Raw genomic sequence first — 22,346 nt, 5'->3', positions numbered from 1 at the left:
CGGGCGGCTCTAGACTCGGCTCGTGACCGCCTCCGCACCGCTCGTGACCGTGATCGTCCCCGGCCGCGACATCGGCGGATTCGCACCCGCCGCTCTCGACTCGCTCCTGGCGCAGACCGAGCGCCGGTGGCAGGCGATCCTCGTCGACGACGGGTCCACCGACGACACCGGGGAGATCTTCGCGGCGGCCGCAGCCGCCGACCGCCGCTTCCGGGCTCTCACCCACGCGGCGTCCCGTGGTCTCGGCGCCGCTCGCAACGCGGCGCTCGACCTGGTCGACACGCCCCTCGTCGGATTCCTCGACGGCGACGACGAGCTCACCTCCACCGCCCTCGAACGCCTGAGCGGCACGCTCGCCGAGACCGGCAGCGACCTGGTCGCGGGGGCCTACGTGCGGTCGCGCTTCGACGGCGAACGCTACCTCCCCGGTCGGGTGCAGCCCTGGGTGGCCGCGGCGACGTCGCCGGCACGGATGGGCACCACGATCCTGGAGCACCCCGCGGCGAGTGCGAACATCGTCGCCTGGTCGAAGATGAGCCGGACCGAGCTGTGGCGCGATGTGCGGTTCCCCGAGGGTGTCGCCTACGAGGATCAGATCGTCGCCCAGCTGCTCTACACCCGCGCTCGGGCCTTCGACGTGATCCCCGACACGGTCGTGCGGTGGCGGCTGCGTGCCGACGGCACGTCCATCACGCAGGGGCGCGCGCAGCTACGGGTGGTGCGCGACTACCTCGCCGCGCTCCGCGGCGGCATCCGCGTGCTGCACGAGGCGGGAGCCCGCGCGGCGGTCGTCGCCCGACTCGAACTGATCCTCGCGATGGATCTGCCTCCCCTTCTCGACATCGCCGCGACCCATCCCGACCCCGAGTACTCGGCGGTCGTGGCGTCTTTCGTCGCCGACATCGAGGCGCTGCCCGAGTTCGGCGACGCGCACCCCGACCCCGCACTCGCCGCCGCCCTGGCGTGGTGACGCCGCAACCCCGGAGACTCATGAACGACTACCTCGCCGACCTCTTCGCGCTCGACGGCCGCACGGCCGTGGTCACAGGAGGAAGCTCGGGCATCGGCCGCGGCATCGCCACCGCCCTCGCACGGGCCGGAGCGGCGACCGTCGTCGTCGCGCGTGGCGAGGAGCGGATCGTGCAGACGGTCGGAGAGCTGACGGATGCCGGCTGCCGTGCGGCGGGTGTCGTCGGCGACCTGAGCTCGCGAGCCGGCATCCGCGCTCTGGCCGAGGCCGCCGCGCAGCCGTTCGGAGAACCCGACATCCTGGTGAACTCGGCAGGGATCAACATCCGGCCGCCGTTCGCCGAGATCTCCGAGGCCGACTGGGACGCGAGCATGACCGTGAACACGCTCGCCCCGCTGCTGCTCGGGCAGCGCTATGCCGTGGGCATGGCCGAACGCGGGTTCGGCCGACTGATCCACATCAGCTCCCAGCAGGCCCACCGCGCGTTCGTCGGCAGCGGGGTCTACGGCGTCTCGAAGGGCGCGGTCGAATCTCTGATGCGGTCGGAGGCCGAGGCCTGGGGCGGCACCGGCGTGACGAGCAACACCCTCGTGCCGGGGTTCGTGCTCACGCCGCTCAACGCGCGCTTGCAGGAGGACCCCGCGCAGATCGCCGCTCTGGCCGCGCGCACCATGATCGGCCGCAACGGACTGCCGGAGGACTTCGCCGCGGCGGCCGTCTTCCTCGCGGGCGCGGGATCGGGATACGTGACGGGCCACTCGCTGTTCGTCGACGGCGGTCTGTCGGTGCACTGACGATCCGGCGCTCAGTCCTCCGCCGGGTGGACCCTCTCGTCCGCGCGGGTCACGTCGAGCAGCGGCACCGGCGCGGTGAGCGCGGCGACCGCATCCGCCCCCGCGGAATCGCGGGGTGCCCGATCGGCCCGGCGGTCTGGCAGCGCCGCCCGCACACCGCCGGTGACCGCGCTCTCGACGACGGCCTCGGTCTGGATCACCCGTGACGCCGCGACCTGCTGCGCCGCGAGCTCCGCGTAGAGGCCGCCCCGGGCGATCAGCTCGGAGTGGGTGCCGGACTCGACGATCTGGCCGGCCTCGAGCACGTGGATGACGTCGGCGCCGATCACGGTCGACAGTCGGTGCGCGATGGTCAGTGTCGTCCGTCCCTTGGCCGCCTCGTCGAGCGCCTCCTGCACGACACGCTCCGACACGGTGTCGAGCGCGGAGGTGGCCTCGTCGAGCAGCAGCACCGGCGGATCCTTCAGCAGCACCCGAGCGATCGCGATGCGCTGCTTCTCGCCGCCGGAGAGGCGATAGCCGCGCTCGCCGACGATCGTGTCGTACCCGTCTTCGAATCCGGCGATGATGTGGTGGATGTTCGCGGCCGTGCATGCCGCGATCAGCTCGTCCTCCGTCGCCTCCGGACGGGCGTAGAGCAGGTTGTCGCGGATCGTGGCATGGAACAGGTACGTCTCCTGCGACACGATGCCGACCTGGTCGATGATCGACTCCTGGGTGAGCGTGCGCACGTCGGCGCCCGCGAAGAGCACCGCACCGCCCGCAGCCTCGTACAGGCGCGGCGCCAGGTAGAGGACCGTGGTCTTGCCTGCGCCCGACGGGCCGACGAACGCCACATGCTGCCCCGGCTCGGCGACGAAGGAGACGCCCTGGAGGGTCGGTCGCGCGTCGGCCGCCGCATCGGGGTAGCGGAAGACGACATCGTCGAACTCGATCCGGCCGCGCGGCCCCGGAGCATCGGCGACGGTGATCGCGTCGGGCGCGTCCTGGATCTCCGGCACCAGATCGAGGTACTCGAAGATGCGCGCGAAGAGCGCCGATGACGTCTGCAGGTCGAGGGAGACGCGCATCAGCCCCATCAGCGGCTGCAGGAGGCGTGCCTGCACCGTCGTGAACGCGACGACGGTGCCGGCCGTGATCGCGCCGGTGCCGCCGGCGATCAGATACCCCGACACCAGGTAGATCACGGCGGGGACGCTCGCCATCAGCACCTGCACGACCGCGAAGAAGCCCTGACCGCTCATCGCCCGGCGCACCTGCAGCGTCACCTGGTTGCGGTTCTCGGCCTGGTAGCGCTGCGACTCGGTGCGCTGACGGTTGAACGCCTTGGACAGCAGCATCCCCGACACGCTCAGCGTCTCCTGGGTGATCGAGGTGAGCTCCGACAGGGACTCCTGCGTCTCGCCGGCGATCCGAGCCCGCACCTGTCCCACGCGTCGCTGCACCACGATGAGGAACGGCATCAGCACGACCGCGATCAGCGTGAGTCGCCAGTCGATCAGGATCATCGCGACGAGGGAGGCGATGACCGTGACGACGTTGCCGAGGATGCTGGTGACGGTGTTGGTGAGCACACCGGACACACCGCCGACGTCGTTCTGCAGTCTCGACTGGATCACGCCCGTCTTCGTCCGCGTGAAGAATCCGAGTTCCATCGCCTGCAGGTGCTCGAAGAGCCGCACCCGCAGATCTCCGGTGACGTTGTTGCCGACCGTCGAGGTCAACCAGGTCTGGGCGACGCCCAGGGCCGCGGAGACGAGGAAGAGGACGACCATGCCGCCGACGAGCCAGGCCAGCAGGTCGAGGTGCGGTCCTCCGCCGTCGACCGGGAACAGACCCTCGTCGAAGATGCGCTGGACGATCAGCGGAGGGATCACCGCGATGCCGGCGCCGAGGATCACGAGCACCCCGGTCCAGAGGATCCGCCAGCGGTAGGGCCGGAACAGGGCGACCGCCCGCGCTCCCAGCCCGCTGATGCGCGGTGCCTCGGCGTTGAGTCGACGCTGCGCGTCCTCGTCGACGCCGCGGAACCCGCCGCGTCCTCCACCCATGCTCATCCCGCCAGCGTAGTCAGGGCGGCGGACGGTCGGATCCGACGGCGTTGAACCGGCAGGCGACGCAGGCACCGGCGTCCGAGCGGGTGCAGCGGATTCGTACGGATCCGGAATGAAATGTCGATGCCTGCCGTTACGCTGAATGGTCCACGCTCTCGCGTGCACCCTCCCTCCCCCTCTTCTCGCGTGCCTTGGAGGCCGTATGTCTGCCGTCGACACCGGTTCGATCCCCACGCCCACTTCTTCCGCGCCGACGGGTGAGATCGCGCGCAGCGACATGCGCGTCATCTGGCTGCTCCTCGTCGCGGCGTTCGTCGCCATCCTCAACGAGACGACCATGGGCATCGCCATCCCGCATCTCAATGCGGATCTCGGCATCCCGCCCGAGCTCGGCCAGTGGCTGACGAGTGCGTTCATGCTCACCATGGCCGTCGTCATCCCGACCACCGGCTTCATCCTGCAGCGCTTCACCACGCGGCAGGTGTTCATCGCAGCGATGAGCTTCTTCTCCCTCGGCACCCTCGTCGCCCTGGTCGCGCCAGGATTCGCGGTGCTGCTCGCCGGTCGCGTGATCCAGGCCGCCGGCACCGGCATCATGATGCCGCTGCTCATGACGACGATCATGAACGTCGTGCCCGCCCAGTCGCGAGGACGCATGATGGGCCGCGTCGGCCTCGTCATCTCGCTGGCACCCGCGATCGGCCCGACCGTCGCCGGCGCCGTGCTCGAGACGCTGAACTGGCGCGCGCTGTTCGCGATCATCCTGCCGATCGCCCTGGTCTCGCTCCTCATCGGCGTGAAGTGGATGACCAATCTCGGCGAGACGCGCGCGGTGCCCCTCGACGTGCTGTCGATCCCGCTCGCCGCGCTCGGCTTCGGCGGCATCGTGTTCGGTCTGAGCCAGTTCGGCGGCGAGGGCGGATCCGGTGAGGCCGCGGGCATCACCTCGCTCGTCGTCGGCGCCGTCGCGCTCGCGCTGTTCGTCTGGCGTCAGCTCGTGCTGCAGCGTGTCGACGACGCGCTGCTCGACCTGCGGGTGTTCCGCTCGACGAACTTCACGTTCTCGGTCATCATCATGACGATCCTCGCGCTGTCGATGTTCGGCACTCTCACGCTGCTGCCGCAGTACCTGCAGAACGTCGCGGGTCTGAACGCCCTCGAGTCCGGTCTGATCCTGCTCCCCGGATCCGTGCTGATGGGTCTGCTCGGCCCCGTCATGGGTCGCGTCTACGACGCCCGCGGCACCCGTCCGCTGCTGATCCCCGGCACGATCCTCGTGTCGGCCGCGCTGTTCTACTACTCGACGGTCGGCGAGCACACCGTGTGGTGGGTGCTGATCATCGTGCAGGCCGCGATGTCGGTGGGTCTGGCGATGTCGTTCACCCCGCTGTTCTCGGCGTCGCTGGGATCCCTGCAGCGCTCGCTGTACTCCCACGGGTCCGCGGTGCTGAACACCCTGCAGCAGGTCGGCGGCGCGGCGGGCGTGGCAGTGCTCACCGTGACCTATTCGGCGATCCTGCACGCGGGCGAGGCCGAGGGCCTGGCCACCGCGGCGGCCGGGGCACCCGGTGCACGCATGGCGTTCCTGATCGCGGCGATCATCTCGCTGGCGGCGGTGGCCCTGAGCGCCTTCGTGCGCAAGCCCGCAGACGACGTCTCTGGCGGGGCCCACGGCGGGCACTGATCCGCAGCTCGCCGGATCCGGCGAGCGACGACGACCGCGGCGGCGGCGTCCGCTACTGCTGCGTCTTCGGCGCGGGGATGTGGCAGACGCCGCCGCTGCAGTATCCGACGGCGCCCTCCTCGAGCAGGTTCAGAGCGTCCGGAATCGTCTGGAGCACCGCGGGTGCTTCCTGCGCATCGGAGTCCTGTGACGTGGCCATCATTAGATGCTACGCCTGCTGCGGGGTGGAGGCGTCGAATCCGCTCGTCTCTCACGGCAGACGCGAGGTCGTCGTCCTCTACGGTTGACGAGTGCTCAAACGACTCCTCGCCCGCGTGTTCTGGACCTTCAGCCGATGGACCCTGACCGCCGAGACGACGCCGTCTCGGCCGACGATCCTGATCGGCGCGCCGCACACCTCGAACTGGGATTTCGTATTGATGCTCGCCATCTCGTGGCAGCTGGGCATCGAGGTGCACTGGCTCGGCAAGAACAGCCTGTTCCGCGGCTGGCGCGGTCCCCTCATGCGGCGACTCGGCGGCATCCCGGTGGATCGTGCCGACCCCGCCCGTGTGGTGGCGGACGTGGTCGATCAGGTGCGCTCCGGCTCGGTGTTCGGACTGGTGATCACGCCGGACGGCACTCGCGGCGGTAACGAGCACTGGAAGTCGGGCTTCTATCGGATCTCCCGCGAGACCGGGATGCCGTTGACCCTCGGCTTCGTCGACCGCACGACCATGACCACCGGCCTCGGACCCACCCTCGATCTCACAGGAGACGTCGCGGCGGACATGGATCGGATCCGTGCGTTCTACGTCGACAAGGCAGGGCTCCGCCCGGAGCGCCGGACCGTTCCGCGCCTGCGCGAGGAGGACGGCGAGCGCTGAGACCGGAGCCCGTCGCGCACGCACGGCGTCGCACGCGCGCACACACGCCGTCGTGCGCACACAAGACTGTGGACACGATCGGACCTGCGCCACGAAACTGGCCGTATGGAACCCGAACAGCGCACGACGCCGGACGAGCTCGACGATCAGGCCGACGGACGCGATGAGACCCGCAACGAGCGGGCCGATCGCAACTGGGACGAACTGCTGCAGGAGCTGCGCGTCATGCAGACCGGGACGCAGATCCTCACCGGCTTCCTGCTCGCGGTGGCCTTCCAGCCCCGCTTCGAGGACATGGACGAGCTCCAGCGCGACCTCTACGTCGTGCTGGTCGGCCTCGCCGCGCTGGCGACGATCCTCGCTCTCGCCCCCGTCGGCATGCATCGTGCCACCTTCGGGCGACGCCGCAAGCCCGAGCTGGTGCGCGTGGCGGCCGGCATCGTGAAGATCGACCTCGTGGTGATCGCTGCCCTCACGACCGGCGTGACGACGCTCATCGTCGATTTCACCGTGGATCGCACCGCCGGGCTGATCGCTCTGGTGGCCTCGCTGGTGGCGATAGGACTGCTCTCGCTCGTCCTTCCGCGTCTCGTGCGCAGAGCGGTGGGCCGCTCCTGAGAGCGACCCACCGGCGACGGCTCAGCGGCCTGCGGGCGTGCGGTTCTCGGCGCTGACCATCCAGGCGAACTGCTCGAGACTCTCGAGGACCGCGTGCAGGATGTCGGCCGAGGTCGGGTCCTCCTCGTCGATCGCGTCATGGACGTCGCGGATCGTGCCGACGACGGCATCCAGGCGCGCGGTGATCAGATCGATCGTGTCGGTGGTGGACACCTCGCCGGCCGGGAAGGCCGGCAGCGACGTCGTCTCCGCGATCGTGTCCGTGCGGCCGTCCGGCACCGCGTGCAGGGCGCGCATGCGTTCGGCGACGGTGTCGCTGAACTCGCGCGCGGCGTCGATGATCTCGTCGAGCTGGCGGTGCGTGTCGCGGAAGTTGCGGCCCACGACGTTCCAGTGCGCCTGCTTGCCCTGCAACGAGAGTTCGATGAGGTCGACCAGCACGGTCTGGAGGTTGCCGGCGAGCTCGGAGGACGCGGTGAAGCCCTTCTCCGCGTTCTGACGCCTGGTCGTCTTCGCGCCGCGCTTCGCGGAGGCGGCAGTCGTGGACTTCGTCTTCTCAGCCATGGGTGTCTCCTGCTCTGTGAGTGGATCCGGGGCGACGTGCAGGCCCCGGCCCACAGACCGTAACGCCGCGACGCCCCGCCGATCGAGGGGGTTGACAGGCTCCTCCGGCACGTCGGATCGTGGCGGAGTGATGAGATCGGACACCCAGAGAACATCGGACACCCAGAGAGCACAGACCGGCGATGCCGGCGCGCAGGACGCCCACCCGGAGGTCGTGATCGCCGCGATCACGGAATCGGATGCGGGAGAGGTGCTCACGCTGCAGCGCGCCGCATTCGTGTCGGAGGCGCAGATCTACGGCAGCGCCGACATGCCCCCGCTCACGCAGACGCTCGCGGAGGTCGAGGCGGAGCTGCGGGCGGGCGACGGTCTCACCGCCCGCATCGACGGCAGGCTGGTGGGCGCGATCCGCTTCGTCGAGGATGACGGCGTGCTGCTGATCGGCAGGATCGCCATCGCCCCGGACACCCAGGGCGAGGGCATCGGACGCAGGCTGCTCGACGCCGCCGAGCGGTCGTCGTCGGCCGAGGTCGCCGAGCTCTTCACCGGCAGCCTGAGCGAGGCCAACATCCGGCTCTACGAATCGGTCGGGTATCGCGAGCACGAGCGGATCCCGCAGGGGGACGGCACCGAGCAGGTCTTCCTGAGAAAACCTCTGCATCAGGTGGGAGACCCCTCCGAACGGGGCGCGTCGGGTTGAATCGCGCGGCGGGGTTCGGAATCGTGTCCCGAACGCGCCGCAACCGCGTCGTGACCGCAACCGGAAGGAGAGTCTCGTGCTCACCCTCACCGACAACGCCACCGCGATCGTCAACACCCTGGTCAGCCGTCAGACCGACGCCACCGATGCGGGGCTCCGCATCCATTCCACCCCGGCACCCGGACCCGACGGCGGTGCCAGGCTCGCGGTCCTGGTCACCCCCGACCCCGAGCCCGAAGACCGGGTCGTCGAGGTGTCGGGCACGCGCCTCTTCCTCGATGAGACCGCCGCCGCCGCGCTCGAGGACAAGATCCTCGACGCCGGCGTCGACGATGAGGGCTCCGTCTCCTTCGCGGTCCTCCCCCAGGTCGCCTGAGCACGGTGCACCGGATGCCGCGGCCCTCGGGTCGCGGCATCCGTGCGTGCGGAGTGACCGCGCCTCCCGCTCGCGTAGGTTAGAACCAGAGCCGCGATCGTCGCAGCTCGAGAAGGACCGTTCCCCCGCATGAAGATCGCACTGCTCCGCCGGTACGTCGTGCTCGCCGAGACGCTGCACTTCCCCCGTGCGGCGAAAGAGCTGGGCATCCCCCTCGCGTCGCTGTACACGTCGCTCGACAAGCTCGAGGACGAGGTCGGTCACGCACTCGTCAACCGCGAGGGGACACCACGCCTGACGAGTGTCGGCGAGCTGTTCCTCGTCGAGGCGAAGGAGACCGTCGCCGCTGCTCCCCCGCCCGCACCGAAGACGGTCGCTCCCGCGGGCGGCAAGGCCAAGGCCTCGAAGGGCAAGGGCCGGGCCCCGATCGTCAAGGGGCAGCCCAAGCCCTACAAGAAGCGTCAGGGACGCTGACGCTCAGCGCTCCTCGACGCGTCCGTCCGCGACGCTCCACCGCCGGTTCGTCTGCACCGCCTCCAGCATCCGTCGATCATGGGTGACCAGCAGCAGCGTGCCGGTGTAGGACTCGAGCGCCTCTTCGAGCTGCTCGATCGCCGCGAGATCGAGGTGGTTCGTCGGCTCGTCCAGCACGAGCAGGTTCACTCCACGGGCCTGCAGCAGCGCCAGCGCCGCCCGCGTGCGCTCCCCGGGTGAGAGGCCCGACACCGGCCGGGTCACGTGGTCGGCCCTGAGTCCGAACTTCGCCAACAGCGTCCGCACCTCCGCAGACGCCATCTCCGGCACGGCGGCCTCGAACGCCTCGGAGAGCGGCTCGTCGCCGAGCAGCAACGATCGGGCCTGGTCGATCTCGCCGATCTGCACGCTGCTGCCGAGTGCGGCGCTGCCCTCGACGGGCTCCTGCCGCCCGAGCAGGGCGCGAAGCAACGTCGACTTGCCCGCGCCGTTCGGACCGGTGATCCCGATCCGGTCACCGGCATCGACCTGCACCGACACGGGGCCCAGCGTGAAGTCACCCTGCCGCAGCACCGCGGAGTTGAGTGTCGAGACGACACTGCTCGATCTCGGGGCGGAGCCGATCGTGAACTCCAGCTGCCATTCCTTGCGCGGTTCCTCGACCTCGTCGAGGCGGGCGATCCGGCTCTCCATCTGGCGGACCTTCTGGGCCTGCTTCTCGCTGGATTCCGTCGATGCCTTGCGCCTGATCTTGTCATTGTCGGGAGACTTCTTCATCGCGTTGCGCACGCCCTGGCTCGACCACTCGCGCTGGGTGCGGGCGCGCGCGACGAGGTCGGCCTTCTTGTCGGCGAACTCGTCGTACTTCTCCCGCAGGTGGCGACGCACGACCGCGCGCTCCTCGATGTACGCGTCGTATCCTCCCCCGTAGAGACGATGCGAGTTCTGTGCGAGGTCGAGCTCGAGCACCCGGGTGACGCTGCGCGCGAGGAACTCGCGATCATGGCTCACGAGCACGACCCCGCCGCGGAGCCCGCGGACGAACGACTCCAGACGGTCGAGTCCGTCGAGGTCGAGGTCGTTCGTGGGCTCGTCGAGGAAGACGATGTCGAAGCGCGAGAGCAGCAGGGCGGCGAGCCCCACGCGGGCGGCCTGCCCGCCGGACAGACCGGTCATCAGCGCCTCGTCCGAGACGCGACCTCCGCTGGGCAGCCCCAGATCCGCCAGCACCGCGGGGATGCGCTCATCGAGGTCGGCGGCGCCGCTGGCGAGCCAGCGGTCGAGGGCCAGCGAATACGTGTCTGCGGGGTCCGTGCCCGCAGGGGCGAGCGACGGATCGCCGAGGGCGGCAGCCGCGGCATCCATCTCGCGTGTCGCCGCGGCGCACCCCGTGCGTCGCGCGATGTACTCGGCGACCGTCTCACCCTCGATCCGATCGTGCTCCTGCGGCAGCCAGCCGACGAAGGCGTCGGTCGGAGCGAGAGACACCGTTCCGTCAGCGGGAGCGAGAACCCCCGCGAGGATCCGGAGCAGCGTCGACTTGCCCGCTCCGTTCGCGCCCACGACCCCGATGACGTCTCCGGGAGCGACGGTCAGGTCGAGGCCTTCGAAGAGGATGCGGTGACCATAGCCACCTGCGAGGTCCTGGGCGACGAGGGTGGCGGTCATCACACCAGTCTGTCAGGCGCTAGCATCGGGCCCATGCACCGTAGCGTCCGACTTCTGCTCGCTCTCACCACCAGCGTCGTGCTGCTCACCGCCTGTGCGCCGCAGTCCGGGCAGGAAGCGGCGTCGCCGAGCGCGACGACACCGCCGTCCAGCCCTCCTTCGTCGACGCCCACCCCCGCAGTCGCCGCTCAGTTGGTCATCACCATCGACGGCGTGGAGTACGTCGACGGCGACGACACGGCGACGGCCCCCTTCGAGGATGCGGCGAGCGTGCTCGCCCTGCTCGAAGATGCGACGGGCGAACTCCCCGCACCGGTCGAGCTCGAGAGCCCACCCGGCTACGAGATCGACCTCGTCCGCTACGAATGGAACGGCCTCATGGTCGTCACCGATGCCGGTGGCACCGGTAGCGCGACGGTCACCGCGACGGCTCCCACCGTCGACGGCGTCGCGATCACCACCGACGACGGGCTCGCCGTCGGATCGTCGCGAACCGACGTCGTGAGTGCCGGAGGATGGGACGTCTGGGATGAGGACGGGGACGGCATCGCCGAACAGGTCGGCGTCGGGCATCAGGAGGTGGAGGGGACGACCTCGCTGTCGCGCCCGGGCGAGGTCGGCATCATGTTCGTGCTCGTCTCCCTCGACGGGGACCTGGTCTCCGAGATCCAGTCACCCTCGAACGATTACAGCGACCTGTGAGCCGCTGAGACGCGCGGATCCACGGGATCCGGGTAGGGCGCGAGCCGCCCTCAGAGCGCGACTCGGTCGTGCGTGGCGATCGCGAACCGTTGGCCCGGGTACCGCAGACCGGAGAAGTACATGTTCGTGTGCGCGACGATCTGCTCTCCCGAGATCGGCACGCCGTCCCACTCGGTGTCGACCGTCGTGTGCGCGTCGCTCACGAGCGTGACGTCGTAGCCCTCCGCCGCAGCGCGCTGCATCGTGGTGCGCACGCAGAAGTCCGACTGCGCCCCGGTGATCACCAGGTGCGTCGCGCCGAGCGCGTCGAGCGTCTCCCTCAACGTGGTGTCGGTGAAGGAGTCGCGGTAGCTCTTGTGCACCAGCGGCTCGCCTTCGGCGCGGTGCAGTGGCGTCGCGAGCTCCCACTCGGGTGTGCCCACTCCGACGGGGTCGTGATGCACCCAGACCACGGGAACGTGAGCTGCACGAGCGCGATCGACCAGCGCAGCGGCATGCGAGAGCACGCCCTGCTCGTCGTGGCATCCGGGCATCACCCCGGCTTGCAGGTCGATCGCGAGGACGACGGTGCGCTCGCCCGAGGTCACCGGGTTCAGTCCCAGTCCAGGTATTCCTCGATGATCACGCCGGTCTCGATGGGGTGATGCATCGGGAACAGGTGATCACCCGCGATCGTCTTGATGCTCGAACGGTCGGGGATCGTCGCATGCAGCGCCTCGGCATTCGCGGGAGGGGTGTCGGTGTCCTCGGTGGCCTGCACGATCAGCACCGGGATCGCCGGTGCCACGGCGACGTCGACGTCCTCGACGCCGAGCAGCAGCAGTCCGTTGGCCCGGTCGGAGTGTGCGGCGACGAGGGCGCGGGCGATCGTCCCGCCGAAGCCGTGTCCACCGATCCAGGTGTCGTCGATGCCGACGTGGTCGATCACGGCGATCGCGTCGTCGACACGCTCCTCCAGCGATGCGTCACCGGCACGGTGTCCGATGCGCAGGACGTGGAATCCCGCCTCCTCGGCGAGGTAGTGGGCGGCCACGCCCAGCACGTCGGCCGCGAGGCCCTGCTCCTGAATCAGCACGAGCTTGACGGGTCCGTCTCCCTCGTCCACGAAGGGGATGGCGCGGCCGTCTGGCTCGAAGATCTGGGTGTCGGTCATGGGCGTCGTTCTCCTCGTGCCGTCGCGGTGGGGGTGTCGAGCGGGCTGCGCGGAGCTGATCTGACAGTCGCGGCCGACCCTGCGCGAACAAGCGTATCCCGCCTGCGGCGAGGGCCGCGTGACTTCGGGCGTAGAGTCAGCACAGGAGCTGACCCTGGTTCCCCGAAGATGGGAACCCGTTGTCCGACACGACACGCACGTCCACCGCTCACACCACATCATCGAATGACGGACTCCGCAGCCTCGGCCTGCTGGCGAGCTCGTCCATGGAGAACGAGCGGCGTCTACCGATCCACCCGCACCACTTCGACCGGATCGACGCCGATGTGCGCGCCCGGATGATCGTCGAGCACGGCTACGGGTCGGACTTCCAGCTGGAGCCCGGCTACATCGAATCGCGGGTGGGGCGAGTCGCAGACCGGGCGGAGGTCCTCGCATCCGCCGACGTCCTGCTGCTGCCCAAGCCGCAGCTGGCTGATGTCGCCGCGATCCCCGAGGGGCGGATCCTGTGGGGCTGGCCGCACTGCGTGCAGGATGTGGAGCTCGCGCAGACCGCGATCGACAACCGCCTCACGCTGATCGCGTTCGAGGCCATGAATCACTGGACCTCGCAGGGCGATATGAGCCTGCACGTCTTCCACAAGAACAACGAGCTCGCCGGATACTGCTCGGTGCTCCACGCGATGAGCCTCGTCGGGTCCACCGGGGACTACGGACCCCGGCTGAGTGCGGTCGTGATCGGCTTCGGGGCCACCGCCCGAGGAGCGGTGACCGCGCTCAACGCGCACGGAGTCCACGACATCGAGGTGCTCACGCAGCGCGGGGCAGCGGCCGTGGGCTCCCCCATCCACAACGCCCACCTCACCCAGCTCAACACCGACGACGGCCCCACCCACCTCAGCGAGGTCAGCACGGAGGAGGGCGAGGTGCTGCTCCCCGACTTCCTCGCCCGGTACGACATCGTCGTCAACTGCACGTTCCAGGATGTCGCGGCACCGCTGACATACCTGCGGACCGAGGACCTCAGCCGTTTCACGCCGGGCAGCCTGATCGTCGACGTCTCGTGCGATGAGGGCATGGGGTTCGAATGGGCCACGCCGACGACGTTCGATGAGCCGATGTTCACGGTCGGTCAGGGCGTGAACTACTACGCCGTCGATCACAGCCCGTCGTACCTGTGGAACTCCGCGACGTGGGACATCAGCGAGGCCCTGCTGCCGTTCCTCCGCACCGTGCTCGAGGGTCCCGACGCCTGGGCGGAGAACACCACCCTCACGCGCGCGATCGAGATCCGCGAGGGCGTCGTGCAGAACCCGAGCATCCTCAGCTTCCAGGGACGCGACGCCGCCTACCCTCATCCGCGCTCGGCCTAGCGGATCTCCCGCACGGTCGGGTGCACGACGGCCTGCGCCGGACGAGGAGAGACACTCAGTTGTTGAAGCGGAACTCCACGACGTCGCCGTCCTAGTCGGCTCGAACCGACGAGGCACCCGCCCCTGCGACCTCCGATAGCCCGATGAGGTACCGCGTACCCACCTCAGCCATCGTGATCGACCGCAGCTTGTAGCCGAGCGGTCGAGGATGCCACGTGGCATCTGGTCGAACTTCGTTCAGGTAGATGTAGCGCGAAGTCACATCATCCGGAGTGCCGATCCAGATCGCGCTGCGTTCATTCTCCTTCTGAATCCCGACCAATTCGCCTTGACGCGCAAACCCGCTGAGGGCGGACGCAGTGTCGTCCAGATCGACGTCGAAGGGGAAGGAAGGCGGCCACTCAGGCTGAAACCTGACGAACTCGTGGGCAAATGTCTCGTCAGGCGTGAGACGCGCGACATCGCGCAATCGGAGCAGGACGTACCCGTCGAAGTACCCGCCGTCGGCGGTCTGCGCCATCAGAATCCACTGCTCGCCGATTCGAAGCACGATGCCATCGACCCGATCGGCGAACTTCGGCTTGCGTTCGATGCGCAGAATCGACTTCGTGTCCTGCGCCCGTTGGAGCGCCTTGTGCAACCGCCGCGAAACCATCGGATCAGTTCTTGCTCGTGGGTGTACTTCCGATACCGAACTCAGTGACGTCGCTGTCCCTCATCGCATCCTCGTCCTCGTCGTCCTCGGTGAGATACGCGGTCCCGAAGACATCACACCCCAGCATGGCAAGGGAGCTGATCAGGTCCGCCTCCAGCACGAATCCACCTTGCGTGCTGTCGGAGTCTCCGGACCACCAGAGCACGGTTTCGCCGCCTTGGCGTAGATCCATGAGCGCCTGCGCCTTGGGTTCCAGTCTCACCACCAACGCGCGAAGTGCGGAGAAGCCGGTCTGATCCTCGGTGCTCGGTTCATCGATTGTCTCGGTGAGCGACCAGTAGGTCCGCTGATGTGTCAGACGCTCCGGCGCATAGTTCCGACCGGCCCGCCCGGCAGGGGTGAGATCGCCTTTGTCACCCCAGTGAGTAGGCTCCATTCCGAGCATCGCGGAGATCTCGGCTACCGTCTTCGTGTCGCTGTGGATGCTGAGCGACGCCCTGTTGCTCTGGATCATCGACGAAGCTTACTTGGATCCGCCCGACCTCAATTAATGAAGCGGAATTCCACGACGTCGCCGTTCACACCAAGTCCTCGAAGCTCTCTTCACCGGGACGCCACACCATCGATGCGCCGTCTTTGAATCCGCTGATCTCCGCGATCTCCACGTGAATGTCGTCGAGCGTCGGGTGGATGACAAGTGCGCCAGTGTCCAGGGCGATTCGAACGCCTGATCCCGTCTGTTCCGTTGTCGAAACGACCGTACCGGGCGTCAGCCTGCGCAGGGCATCCGCATATCCGGCGTCCTTCTCGCTCCACGTGCGTCCATCGAACTCGATCAGGGGCCAGACGTAGCAATTGAGCGTGACCGGGTCACCCGCGCCGGGCGATCCGTCGAACCGAAACTGCACATAGTCGTTGAGGACGAACTCGACGGAGTACATCCTCTCGCCGACAAGGCGCGACAGCAGCCCGTTCGGCTCGTACATCTTCCGGTCCATCACTGACGACCAACTGGTCCCGCTCAGTTGTTGAAGCGGAACTCCACGACGTCGCCGTCCTGCATGACGTAGTCCTTGCCCTCGAGGCGTGCCTTGCCCTTGGCTCGCGCTTCGACGACGGATCCGGTCTCGACGAGGTCGGCGAACGAGACGATCTCCGCCTTGATGAAGCCCTTCTCGAAGTCGGTGTGGATGACGCCGGCGGCCTGCGGTGCTTTCGATCCCTTGGGGATCGTCCAGGCGCGCGCCTCCTTCGGACCGGCCGTCAGGTACGTCTGCAGGCCCAGGGTGTCGAAGCCGATGCGGGCGAGCTGGTCGAGACCGGACTCGTCCTGGCCGGTCGAGGCCAGCAGCTCGGCGGCATCCTCGGGGTCGAGGTCGATGAGCTCGGATTCGATCTTCGCGTCGAGGAAGATCGCCTTCGCCGGGGCGACGAGGGCGGCGAGCTCCGCCTTGCGAGCGTCGTCGGTCAGTACGGCCTCGTCGACGTTGAAGACGAAGATGACCGGCTTGGCCGTCAGCAGGCCCAGCTCACGCACCGGGGTGAGGTCGATGCCGGCGACCGACAGCAGCACGCCGCGCTCGAGGGCGTCCTTCACGGCCACGGCGGTCTCGAGCACGACCGGCTCGATCTTCTTGCCGCGCACTTCCTTCTCGTAGCGGGAGATCGCGCGATCCACCGTCTCGAGGTCGGCGAGCATCAGCTCGGCGTTGATCGTCTCCATGTCCGATGCCGGGTTGACGGCGCCGTCCACGTGCACGACGTCGTCGTCGGCGAAGCCGCGGACGACCTGCGCGATGGCATCCGCCTCACGGATGTTCGCGAGGAACTTGTTGCCGAGGCCTTCGCCCTCGCTCGCTCCGCGCACGATGCCGGCGATGTCGACGAACGACACGGCGGCCGGCAGGATGCGCTCGCTGCCGAAGATCTCGGCGAGCGTGTCGAGACGCGGATCGCGCAGGTTGACCACCCCGACGTTCGGCTCGATCGTCGCGAACGGATAGTTCGCCGCGAGCACGTCGTTCTTTGTCAGGGCGTTGAAGAGGGTGGACTTGCCGACATTGGGCAGACCGACGATTCCGATAGTGAGAGCCACGGGGGTCGAGTCTACCGGTCGCGGATGCCCCGCCCCTGCGTGCCGGGCGATCCCCACTCAGCCGCGGACGGCGCGGAACACGTGCGTGACGTACGGCAGGTCGATCGTGCCCTCGCCCTCGAGCCCGAGCTCGTCGAACAGTGCGTCCATGTGCCGGATGATCTCGGCGCGCTCCTCGACCGGGGCGGTGATGAGGTAGCTGCGGGAGAGCGCCATCCGGTGCAGCTGCGTGCGCGTCATCGTCCGGTTCCACTCCCACTGCTGCGACTCGACCTCTCCGAACGGCTCGGCGATGCGCGGTCCTTCGGACTCGGGGCCGTTGACCATGTTCTCGGCCGGGCTGCTGTGCATGATGTCGGTCAGCCGACGCACCCACTCGACGCGCTCGTCGCGGATGTTCCAGATCAGGCCGAGCACTCCCCCGGTGCGCACCACCCGGCCGAGCTCGACGGATGCCGCGAGCGGCTCGACCCAGTGCCACGCCTGGCCGAGCGTCACGGCATCGAGGCTCGCATCCGGCACCGGCATGTGCTCGGCCGACCCCTGGAAGGTCGGGATGCCGGGAACGCTCCGCCGCAGCGCGGCGAGCATCTCCGGATCGGGGTCGACCGCCACGACCTCGGCACCGGGCGCCTGGCGGATCACCCGCGTGAGCTTGCCCGTCCCCGCTCCGACGTCGGCGATCCGGCGGGCACCCTGCGGCATCCGCTCGAGCATCCAGGCGACGGCCTCGAAGGGATACTCGGGTCGCCCGGCCTCGTAGTTCTCTGCCTCGGCACCGAACGACGTCGCCCTGTCTGCATTCATATCGCCAGCCTACGGCGAGTCCTCCTCGGGCGTCAGGATGCTCGGGAGAGAGTGGGGATGTGCCCCTGGACTTCACTGCGATCGACTTCGAGACCGCGAACTCCAGCCCCGCCTCCGCCTGTTCTGTCGGGCTCGTCCGCGTCCGCGACGGTCAGGTCGTCGCCACCGCGGGATGGCTGATCCGTCCGCCGGCCGGGCACGACGAGTTCCAGGAGTGGAACACCCGGATCCACGGCATCCGCGCTCACGATGTGCGTTCGGCCGCGACCTGGGTCGACCAGTTCGACCGCCTGTGCGAGTTCGCCGGAGCCGACGTGCTGGTCGCCCACAACGCCGGCTTCGATCTCAACGTCCTGCGCCGTGCCTCGGAGGCGACCGGGAGCGAGTGCCCGCCCTACCGCTCGCTGTGCAGCCTGCAGGTGGCCCGGAAGGTCTACGACCTCGACTCCTATCGTCTGCCAAAGGCGGCCGAAGCCGCAGGATTCACCGGTTTCTCGCATCACGATGCGCTCGCGGATGCTCTCGCCTGCGCCCACATCGTGATGGATGCCGCTCGCCGGACCGCGTCCCCCGACATCTTCGGCCTCGCCGCAGCGCTGTCGCTACGCGTGACCGAGCCCGCCGCAGTCCCGGAGCGCGCTGTCGCCTGAGTCGTGACGGACGAATGTCCGTGGTCGCGCGCATCATGGAGACATGGACGCTCTGACGATGGTTCTCCTCCTGGCCGCACTGGTGGCCGGCGTCGCTGTCGGCTGGTATCTCCACGCCTTCCGCGGGGCGGCCGACCTCGCCACGGCGCGTGCCGAGCTGGTGGCCGCACGAGACGATCGCGACCGTCAGTACGACCTGTACCGAGATGCCGTGGAGCACGCCCGCGGCGAGCAGCGCGCCGAGGCGCAGCGGGTGCAGCAGCAGAACGCGGTGCTCACCGCGCTCGCACCGGTGCGCGAGAGCCTGCAGCAGATGCAGCAGAAGGTCTCTGCCATCGAGCAGGAGCGTCACGCGCAGTTCGGCTCGCTCGCGGAGCAGCTGCGCCGCGCGCAGGAGTCCGACGAGGCGCTGCGTGCGACCACCGAGTCCCTGGCCGGGGCATTGAAGTCCACGGCCACGCGCGGGGTGTGGGGCGAGACGCAGCTGCGTCGGGTGGTCGAGGCCGCGGGGCTGACCCGGCACGTCGACTTCGACCTGCAGACGACCATCTCGTCCGATCAGGGTCGGGGCCGACCCGACATGGTGATCCGGCTCGCCGGCGGTGCCTCCATCGCCGTCGATGCGAAGGTGCCGCTCGACGCCTACCTCGAAGCCTCCGCGCTGCCGCCGGGCGACGCGCACGAGGCACAGCGCCGACAGCACATGCAGAAGCACGTGAAGGCGGTCCGCGCCCATGTCGATGCCCTCGCGAAGAAGGCGTACTGGGCGGGGCTCGACTCGAGCCCCGAGTTCGTCATCTGCTTCCTGCCGAGTGAATCGCTGCTCGCCGCCGCCATCGACGAAGACCCGACGCTGCTCGACTACGCCTTCAGCAGGCGGGTCGCCCTGGCCTCCCCCGTGAACCTGTGGGCAGTGCTCAAGACCGTCGCGTACACGTGGACCCAGCAGGAGGTCTCGACCGAGGCCCGTGCACTCCTCACCCTCGGCACGCAGCTCTACGACCGTCTGGGCGTGCTCGCCGGCCACGCCGACGATCTGCGAAGAGCACTGGAGCGCACCGTCGACAGCTACAACCGATTCGCCGGGTCGCTCGAGAACAGGGTTCTCGTGACCGCACGGCAGTTCCCGGGCATCAGCGCCACCACCCTCGATGCCGCTCCCCCGACCATCGCCGCGCAGACACGCAGATTCACCGCGCCCGAACTCGTCGAGGCCCGTGATCAGGACGACGCGGCGATGATCGCCGACGTCGGCGAGATCCGTACGCGTCTCGACGACGTGGATCGCGACGACCCAGAGAGCACTGACACGGAGATCCCTGACGCAGAGAGCGCTGACACGGATAACTCTGACGCGGAGAACACGAAACAGCCGTTCTCGGCCCCGGACGGATCCCTGAACGGACACCGCTGACGGGCGATGCCGTCGCGAGGTGTCGTCAGGCGATACCCGGAACGCCGCTGAGCAGCAGGATGACGAGGCCGCTGGTGACGACGAAAGCGCCGATCATCCACCAGGAGCTGAGTTCATGACCTTCGTCGCGACGGACGCGGAAGAGGACGTCGGCGCGACGCGCGGGATCCGCGATGACGGGGGCCTTGACCACCGGCGGCGTAGGGACGTTGCTCGCGATCGGCGCGCCCGCTTCGTCGACCCTGACACGCATGATGCGCCCCGTGCTCGTCGTCACGATCTTGGTCGGAGTGGCTTTGGAGCCACTCGTGTGCTGCGTTGTCATCGGTCTGCCCTCCTGTGCCTGCGGTGCCTGGCGGCTCCGTCGACGGCGACAAATCCAGTGTCAATTGTGACACGGCGACCGGAGGAAGCCCGGTTCAGTGCCCCGCGACGCGATACCGGGTCGGTAACGATGCCCGTGGCGCGATCAGACCTACCGTGTCAGAGCCACTTCGAGACGAGGTGCTCCGACGCGATCCTGCGCAGTGTTCCCGAGGCCCCGCGCAGCACGACGCTCTCGGTGTAGATGTAGCCGCCCTCGCGCCGCACCCCGGCCACGAGCTGACCGTCCGTGACACCGGTGGCGACGAAGATCGTGTTGTCACCGCGCACCAGATCATCGGCCTCGTAGACCTTGTCCATGTCGAGCCCCGCATCGATGCCCCGCTGACGCTCGTCATCATCGCGCGGCCAGAGGCGTCCCTGGATGTGCCCACCCAGCGCCTTGATCGCACAGGCGGTCACGATGCCCTCCGGGCTTCCGCCCACGCCGACGCACATGTCGGTGCGCGCGGCATGACGCGCGGCATTGATGCCACCGGCGACGTCGCCGTCGCTCATCAGGCGGGTTCCGGCACCCGCATCCCGGATCTCCTGGATCAGCTTCTCGTGTCGGGGGCGATTCAGCACCGACACGACGATCTCGTCCACCGGCTTGCCGAGCGCTCCGGCGAGCTTGCGGATGTTCTCGCCGATCGGGAGGCGGATGTCGACGACTCCGACGCCCGCTGGTCCCGTGACCAGCTTGTCCATGTAGAACACGCTCGACGCGTCGAGCATCGATCCGCGGTCAGACACCGCGATGACCGAGAGCGCGTTCTGTCGTCCGGCGGCGGTGAGGGAGGTCCCATCGATCGGGTCGACCGCGATGTCGCACTCCGGCCCCGTACCGGTGCCGACCTCCTCGCCGTTGAAGAGCATGGGGGCGTTGTCCTTCTCGCCCTCACCGATGACCACCCGGCCCTGGAACGCGACAGTCCCGAGGAAGGCACGCATCGCATCGACGGCCGCACCGTCGGCAGCCTCCTTGGCTCCCCGACCGATGAAAGGCACGGCACGGATCGCCGCCGCCTCGGTCGCGCGCACCAGCTCCATCGCGAGGTTTCGATCGGGACGAAGAGGGCTCAGATCCGCAGTCAGACTCACCATGCGGCCAGCCTAGCCATCGGAACAGCTCCGACGGGGCTGTTTTCGTCCGTCCGGAGCTGAAGGAATCTCGTTTCTTAACAGGAGAGCATGGCGGAGATCGGACGCCGACCGGCGTCGACGACATCCGCGAGCCAGCCCCGATAGAGTGACTGCTGTCCCGGCTTCCCCTATCGCAGGAGTTTCTCATGCCCGTCGCCACCCCGGATCAGTACGCCGAAATGCTCGACCGCGCGAAGGCCGGCGGCTTCGCGTACCCGGCTTTCAACGTCTCGAGCTCGCAGACGATCAACTCCGTCCTGCAGGGCCTCACCGAGGCCGGCTCCGACGGCATCATCCAGGTCACCACCGGCGGTGCCGACTACTTCGCCGGCCACACGGTGAAGGCACGCGCGACCGGCGCGCTCGCCTTCGCCCGCTACGCCACCGAGGTCGCCAAGAACTACCCGGTCACCGTCGCCCTGCACACCGACCACTGCCCGAAGGACGCCCTCGCCGGCTTCGTCGAGCCGCTGATCGCCGCGTCCGAAGAAGAGGTCAAGGCCGGACGCAACCCGATCTTCCAGTCGCACATGTGGGACGGCTCGGCCGTCCCGCTCGCGGAGAACATCGAGATCGCCAAGGATCTGCTCCCCCGCATGAAGAACATCAACGCCATCCTCGAGGTCGAGATCGGCGTCGTCGGCGGCGAGGAGGACGGCGTGCAGCACGAGGGCTCGAACGAGGCCCTGTACACCACGTTCGCCGATGTCGACCAGGCCGTTCAGGCGCTCGGTCTCGGCGAGCAGGGTCGCTACATCGCGGCCCTGACGTTCGGCAACGTGCACGGCGTCTACAAGCCGGGCGGGGTCAAGCTGCGGCCCGAGCTGCTGGGAGAGATCCAGGAGCAGGTCGCCGCGAAGTACAACACCGGAGCGAAGCCGCTCGACCTCGTCTTCCACGGCGGGTCCGGCTCGACCGACGACGAGATCGCCCTCGCGGTGGCCAACGGCGTCATCAAGATGAACATCGACACCGACACGCAGTACGCCTACACGCGCGCGATCGCCGACTACATGTTCAAGAACTACGACGGCGTGCTCAAGGTCGACGGCGAGGTCGGCAACAAGAAGCTGTACGACCCCCGCGCCTGGGGCAAGGTCGCCGAGACGGCGATGGCCGCTCGCGTGCTCGAGTCCACGCGTCAGCTCGGCTCGTACGGCCAGTCCCAGAGCTGACCCGCAGACGCGAAACACGACGATGCCCCCGACCGATCCGGTCGG

26 protein-coding genes are annotated in these 22,346 nt (G+C 68.6%); 13 read left to right on the top strand and 13 right to left on the bottom strand.

All coding sequences use genetic code 11. From position 1 onward, the window contains the following. Positions 1–22 precede the first annotated feature (22 nt). The gene (locus ABTZ43_RS08845; RefSeq protein ID WP_350538531.1) at positions 23–970 is read left to right on the top strand and encodes a glycosyltransferase family 2 protein; all 948 of its coding nucleotides are present in this window, start codon (positions 23–25) and stop codon (positions 968–970) included. 20 nt (positions 971–990) lie between these two features. Then, entirely contained in the window at positions 991–1,764 is a 774-nt protein-coding gene (locus ABTZ43_RS08840; protein WP_149423380.1) for an SDR family NAD(P)-dependent oxidoreductase, read from the top strand. 11 nt (positions 1,765–1,775) lie between these two features. On the opposite strand, the gene ABTZ43_RS08835 is transcribed toward ABTZ43_RS08840, so the two are convergent. Next, the gene (locus tag ABTZ43_RS08835) at positions 1,776–3,815 is read right to left on the bottom strand and encodes an ABC transporter ATP-binding protein (protein WP_502885355.1); all 2,040 of its coding nucleotides are present in this window, start codon (positions 3,813–3,815) and stop codon (positions 1,776–1,778) included. Between the two features lie 205 nt (positions 3,816–4,020). Between ABTZ43_RS08835 and ABTZ43_RS08830 the strand changes: the two genes are divergently transcribed. Then, positions 4,021–5,502 carry an MDR family MFS transporter gene (locus ABTZ43_RS08830; RefSeq protein WP_350538529.1) on the top strand — a complete coding sequence of 494 codons (1,482 nt, stop codon included), beginning with the start codon at positions 4,021–4,023 and terminating at the stop codon, positions 5,500–5,502. Between the two features lie 52 nt (positions 5,503–5,554). On the opposite strand, the gene ABTZ43_RS08825 is transcribed toward ABTZ43_RS08830, so the two are convergent. Continuing rightward, positions 5,555–5,701 (bottom strand): hypothetical protein, encoded by a 147-nt coding sequence (locus ABTZ43_RS08825; protein WP_162247462.1) that lies wholly within the window; start codon positions 5,699–5,701, stop codon positions 5,555–5,557. Positions 5,702–5,792: 91 nt separating this feature from the next. Here ABTZ43_RS08825 and ABTZ43_RS08820 point away from each other — a divergent pair, with 91 nt between their 5' ends. Together ABTZ43_RS08820 and ABTZ43_RS08815 are read left to right on the top strand one after the other, a co-directional pair. After that, on the top strand, positions 5,793–6,368 hold the full coding sequence (locus ABTZ43_RS08820; protein ID WP_253385782.1) for a 1-acyl-sn-glycerol-3-phosphate acyltransferase: 576 nt from the start codon (positions 5,793–5,795) through the stop codon (positions 6,366–6,368). A gap of 105 nt (positions 6,369–6,473) precedes the next feature. After that, entirely contained in the window at positions 6,474–6,986 is a 513-nt protein-coding gene (locus tag ABTZ43_RS08815; RefSeq protein WP_314096001.1) for a DUF6328 family protein, read from the top strand. 21 nt (positions 6,987–7,007) lie between these two features. Here the strand turns inward: ABTZ43_RS08815 and ABTZ43_RS08810 are convergent, their stop codons facing one another. After that, a complete protein-coding gene (locus ABTZ43_RS08810) occupies positions 7,008–7,550 on the bottom strand; it encodes a Dps family protein (protein ID WP_056416111.1) in 543 nt (180 codons plus the stop codon). A 130-nt stretch (positions 7,551–7,680) separates the two neighbouring features. Between ABTZ43_RS08810 and ABTZ43_RS08805 the strand changes: the two genes are divergently transcribed. From ABTZ43_RS08805 to ABTZ43_RS08795, 3 genes are all read left to right on the top strand, one after another. Next, positions 7,681–8,250, top strand: coding sequence for a GNAT family N-acetyltransferase (locus ABTZ43_RS08805; RefSeq protein WP_350538528.1), 570 nt, complete (start codon positions 7,681–7,683; stop codon positions 8,248–8,250). 76 nt (positions 8,251–8,326) lie between these two features. After that, positions 8,327–8,626: a hypothetical protein gene (locus ABTZ43_RS08800; protein WP_056416108.1), complete on the top strand. Its 300-nt coding sequence runs from the start codon at positions 8,327–8,329 to the stop codon at positions 8,624–8,626. Positions 8,627–8,755: 129 nt separating this feature from the next. Further along, positions 8,756–9,100: a LysR family transcriptional regulator gene (locus ABTZ43_RS08795; RefSeq protein WP_056416103.1), complete on the top strand. Its 345-nt coding sequence runs from the start codon at positions 8,756–8,758 to the stop codon at positions 9,098–9,100. A 3-nt stretch (positions 9,101–9,103) separates the two neighbouring features. Here ABTZ43_RS08795 and ABTZ43_RS08790 read toward each other — a convergent pair whose 3' ends face one another. Beyond that, a complete protein-coding gene (locus ABTZ43_RS08790) occupies positions 9,104–10,768 on the bottom strand; it encodes an ABC-F family ATP-binding cassette domain-containing protein (protein WP_350538527.1) in 1,665 nt (554 codons plus the stop codon). A 33-nt stretch (positions 10,769–10,801) separates the two neighbouring features. Here ABTZ43_RS08790 and ABTZ43_RS08785 point away from each other — a divergent pair, with 33 nt between their 5' ends. Next, on the top strand, positions 10,802–11,470 hold the full coding sequence (locus ABTZ43_RS08785) for a hypothetical protein (RefSeq protein ID WP_350538526.1): 669 nt from the start codon (positions 10,802–10,804) through the stop codon (positions 11,468–11,470). A 50-nt stretch (positions 11,471–11,520) separates the two neighbouring features. On the opposite strand, the gene ABTZ43_RS08780 is transcribed toward ABTZ43_RS08785, so the two are convergent. Both ABTZ43_RS08780 and ABTZ43_RS08775 read right to left on the bottom strand, forming a co-directional pair. Continuing rightward, the gene (locus ABTZ43_RS08780; RefSeq protein ID WP_253385776.1) at positions 11,521–12,057 is read right to left on the bottom strand and encodes an isochorismatase family protein; all 537 of its coding nucleotides are present in this window, start codon (positions 12,055–12,057) and stop codon (positions 11,521–11,523) included. Between the two features lie 5 nt (positions 12,058–12,062). After that, entirely contained in the window at positions 12,063–12,623 is a 561-nt protein-coding gene (locus ABTZ43_RS08775; RefSeq protein WP_045255560.1) for an alpha/beta fold hydrolase, read from the bottom strand. Between the two features lie 266 nt (positions 12,624–12,889). On the opposite strand from ABTZ43_RS08775, the gene ABTZ43_RS08770 reads away from it, so the two are divergent. Beyond that, entirely contained in the window at positions 12,890–13,996 is a 1,107-nt protein-coding gene (locus ABTZ43_RS08770) for a N(5)-(carboxyethyl)ornithine synthase (protein ID WP_056419378.1), read from the top strand. A gap of 91 nt (positions 13,997–14,087) precedes the next feature. Here ABTZ43_RS08770 and ABTZ43_RS08765 read toward each other — a convergent pair whose 3' ends face one another. The 5 genes from ABTZ43_RS08765 to ABTZ43_RS08745 form a co-directional block, all read right to left on the bottom strand. Continuing rightward, entirely contained in the window at positions 14,088–14,651 is a 564-nt protein-coding gene (locus ABTZ43_RS08765; protein WP_056416093.1) for a hypothetical protein, read from the bottom strand. A 4-nt stretch (positions 14,652–14,655) separates the two neighbouring features. Further along, entirely contained in the window at positions 14,656–15,165 is a 510-nt protein-coding gene (locus tag ABTZ43_RS08760; RefSeq protein ID WP_056416090.1) for a DUF4279 domain-containing protein, read from the bottom strand. A 64-nt stretch (positions 15,166–15,229) separates the two neighbouring features. Then, complete coding sequence (locus tag ABTZ43_RS08755; RefSeq protein WP_056419374.1) at positions 15,230–15,637, bottom strand: hypothetical protein; 408 nt, start codon at positions 15,635–15,637, stop codon at positions 15,230–15,232. Positions 15,638–15,672: 35 nt separating this feature from the next. Further along, on the bottom strand, positions 15,673–16,746 hold the full coding sequence (gene ychF, locus ABTZ43_RS08750; RefSeq protein WP_350538525.1) for a redox-regulated ATPase YchF: 1,074 nt from the start codon (positions 16,744–16,746) through the stop codon (positions 15,673–15,675). A gap of 57 nt (positions 16,747–16,803) precedes the next feature. After that, the gene (locus tag ABTZ43_RS08745; protein ID WP_350538524.1) at positions 16,804–17,553 is read right to left on the bottom strand and encodes a class I SAM-dependent methyltransferase; all 750 of its coding nucleotides are present in this window, start codon (positions 17,551–17,553) and stop codon (positions 16,804–16,806) included. 59 nt (positions 17,554–17,612) lie between these two features. Between ABTZ43_RS08745 and ABTZ43_RS08740 the strand changes: the two genes are divergently transcribed. Beyond that, entirely contained in the window at positions 17,613–18,203 is a 591-nt protein-coding gene (locus ABTZ43_RS08740) for an exonuclease domain-containing protein (RefSeq protein ID WP_056416083.1), read from the top strand. Positions 18,204–18,246: 43 nt separating this feature from the next. After that, positions 18,247–19,617: a DNA recombination protein RmuC gene (locus ABTZ43_RS08735; RefSeq protein ID WP_350538523.1), complete on the top strand. Its 1,371-nt coding sequence runs from the start codon at positions 18,247–18,249 to the stop codon at positions 19,615–19,617. Between the two features lie 25 nt (positions 19,618–19,642). Here ABTZ43_RS08735 and ABTZ43_RS08730 read toward each other — a convergent pair whose 3' ends face one another. Then, entirely contained in the window at positions 19,643–19,942 is a 300-nt protein-coding gene (locus ABTZ43_RS08730; protein ID WP_056416079.1) for a hypothetical protein, read from the bottom strand. 158 nt (positions 19,943–20,100) lie between these two features. Beyond that, complete coding sequence (gene glpX, locus ABTZ43_RS08725) at positions 20,101–21,087, bottom strand: class II fructose-bisphosphatase (RefSeq protein WP_215174296.1); 987 nt, start codon at positions 21,085–21,087, stop codon at positions 20,101–20,103. 185 nt (positions 21,088–21,272) lie between these two features. Here glpX and fbaA point away from each other — a divergent pair, with 185 nt between their 5' ends. Beyond that, positions 21,273–22,301, top strand: coding sequence for a class II fructose-bisphosphate aldolase (fbaA, locus tag ABTZ43_RS08720; protein ID WP_045255567.1), 1,029 nt, complete (start codon positions 21,273–21,275; stop codon positions 22,299–22,301). Positions 22,302–22,346: the final 45 nt, after the last annotated feature.

Origin of the sequence: Microbacterium sp. NPDC097977 (assembly GCF_040302605.1) — a bacterium.
Classification (GTDB): Bacteria; Actinomycetota; Actinomycetes; order Actinomycetales; family Microbacteriaceae; genus Microbacterium.
This window is presented reverse-complemented; position numbering and strand designations above follow the sequence as displayed.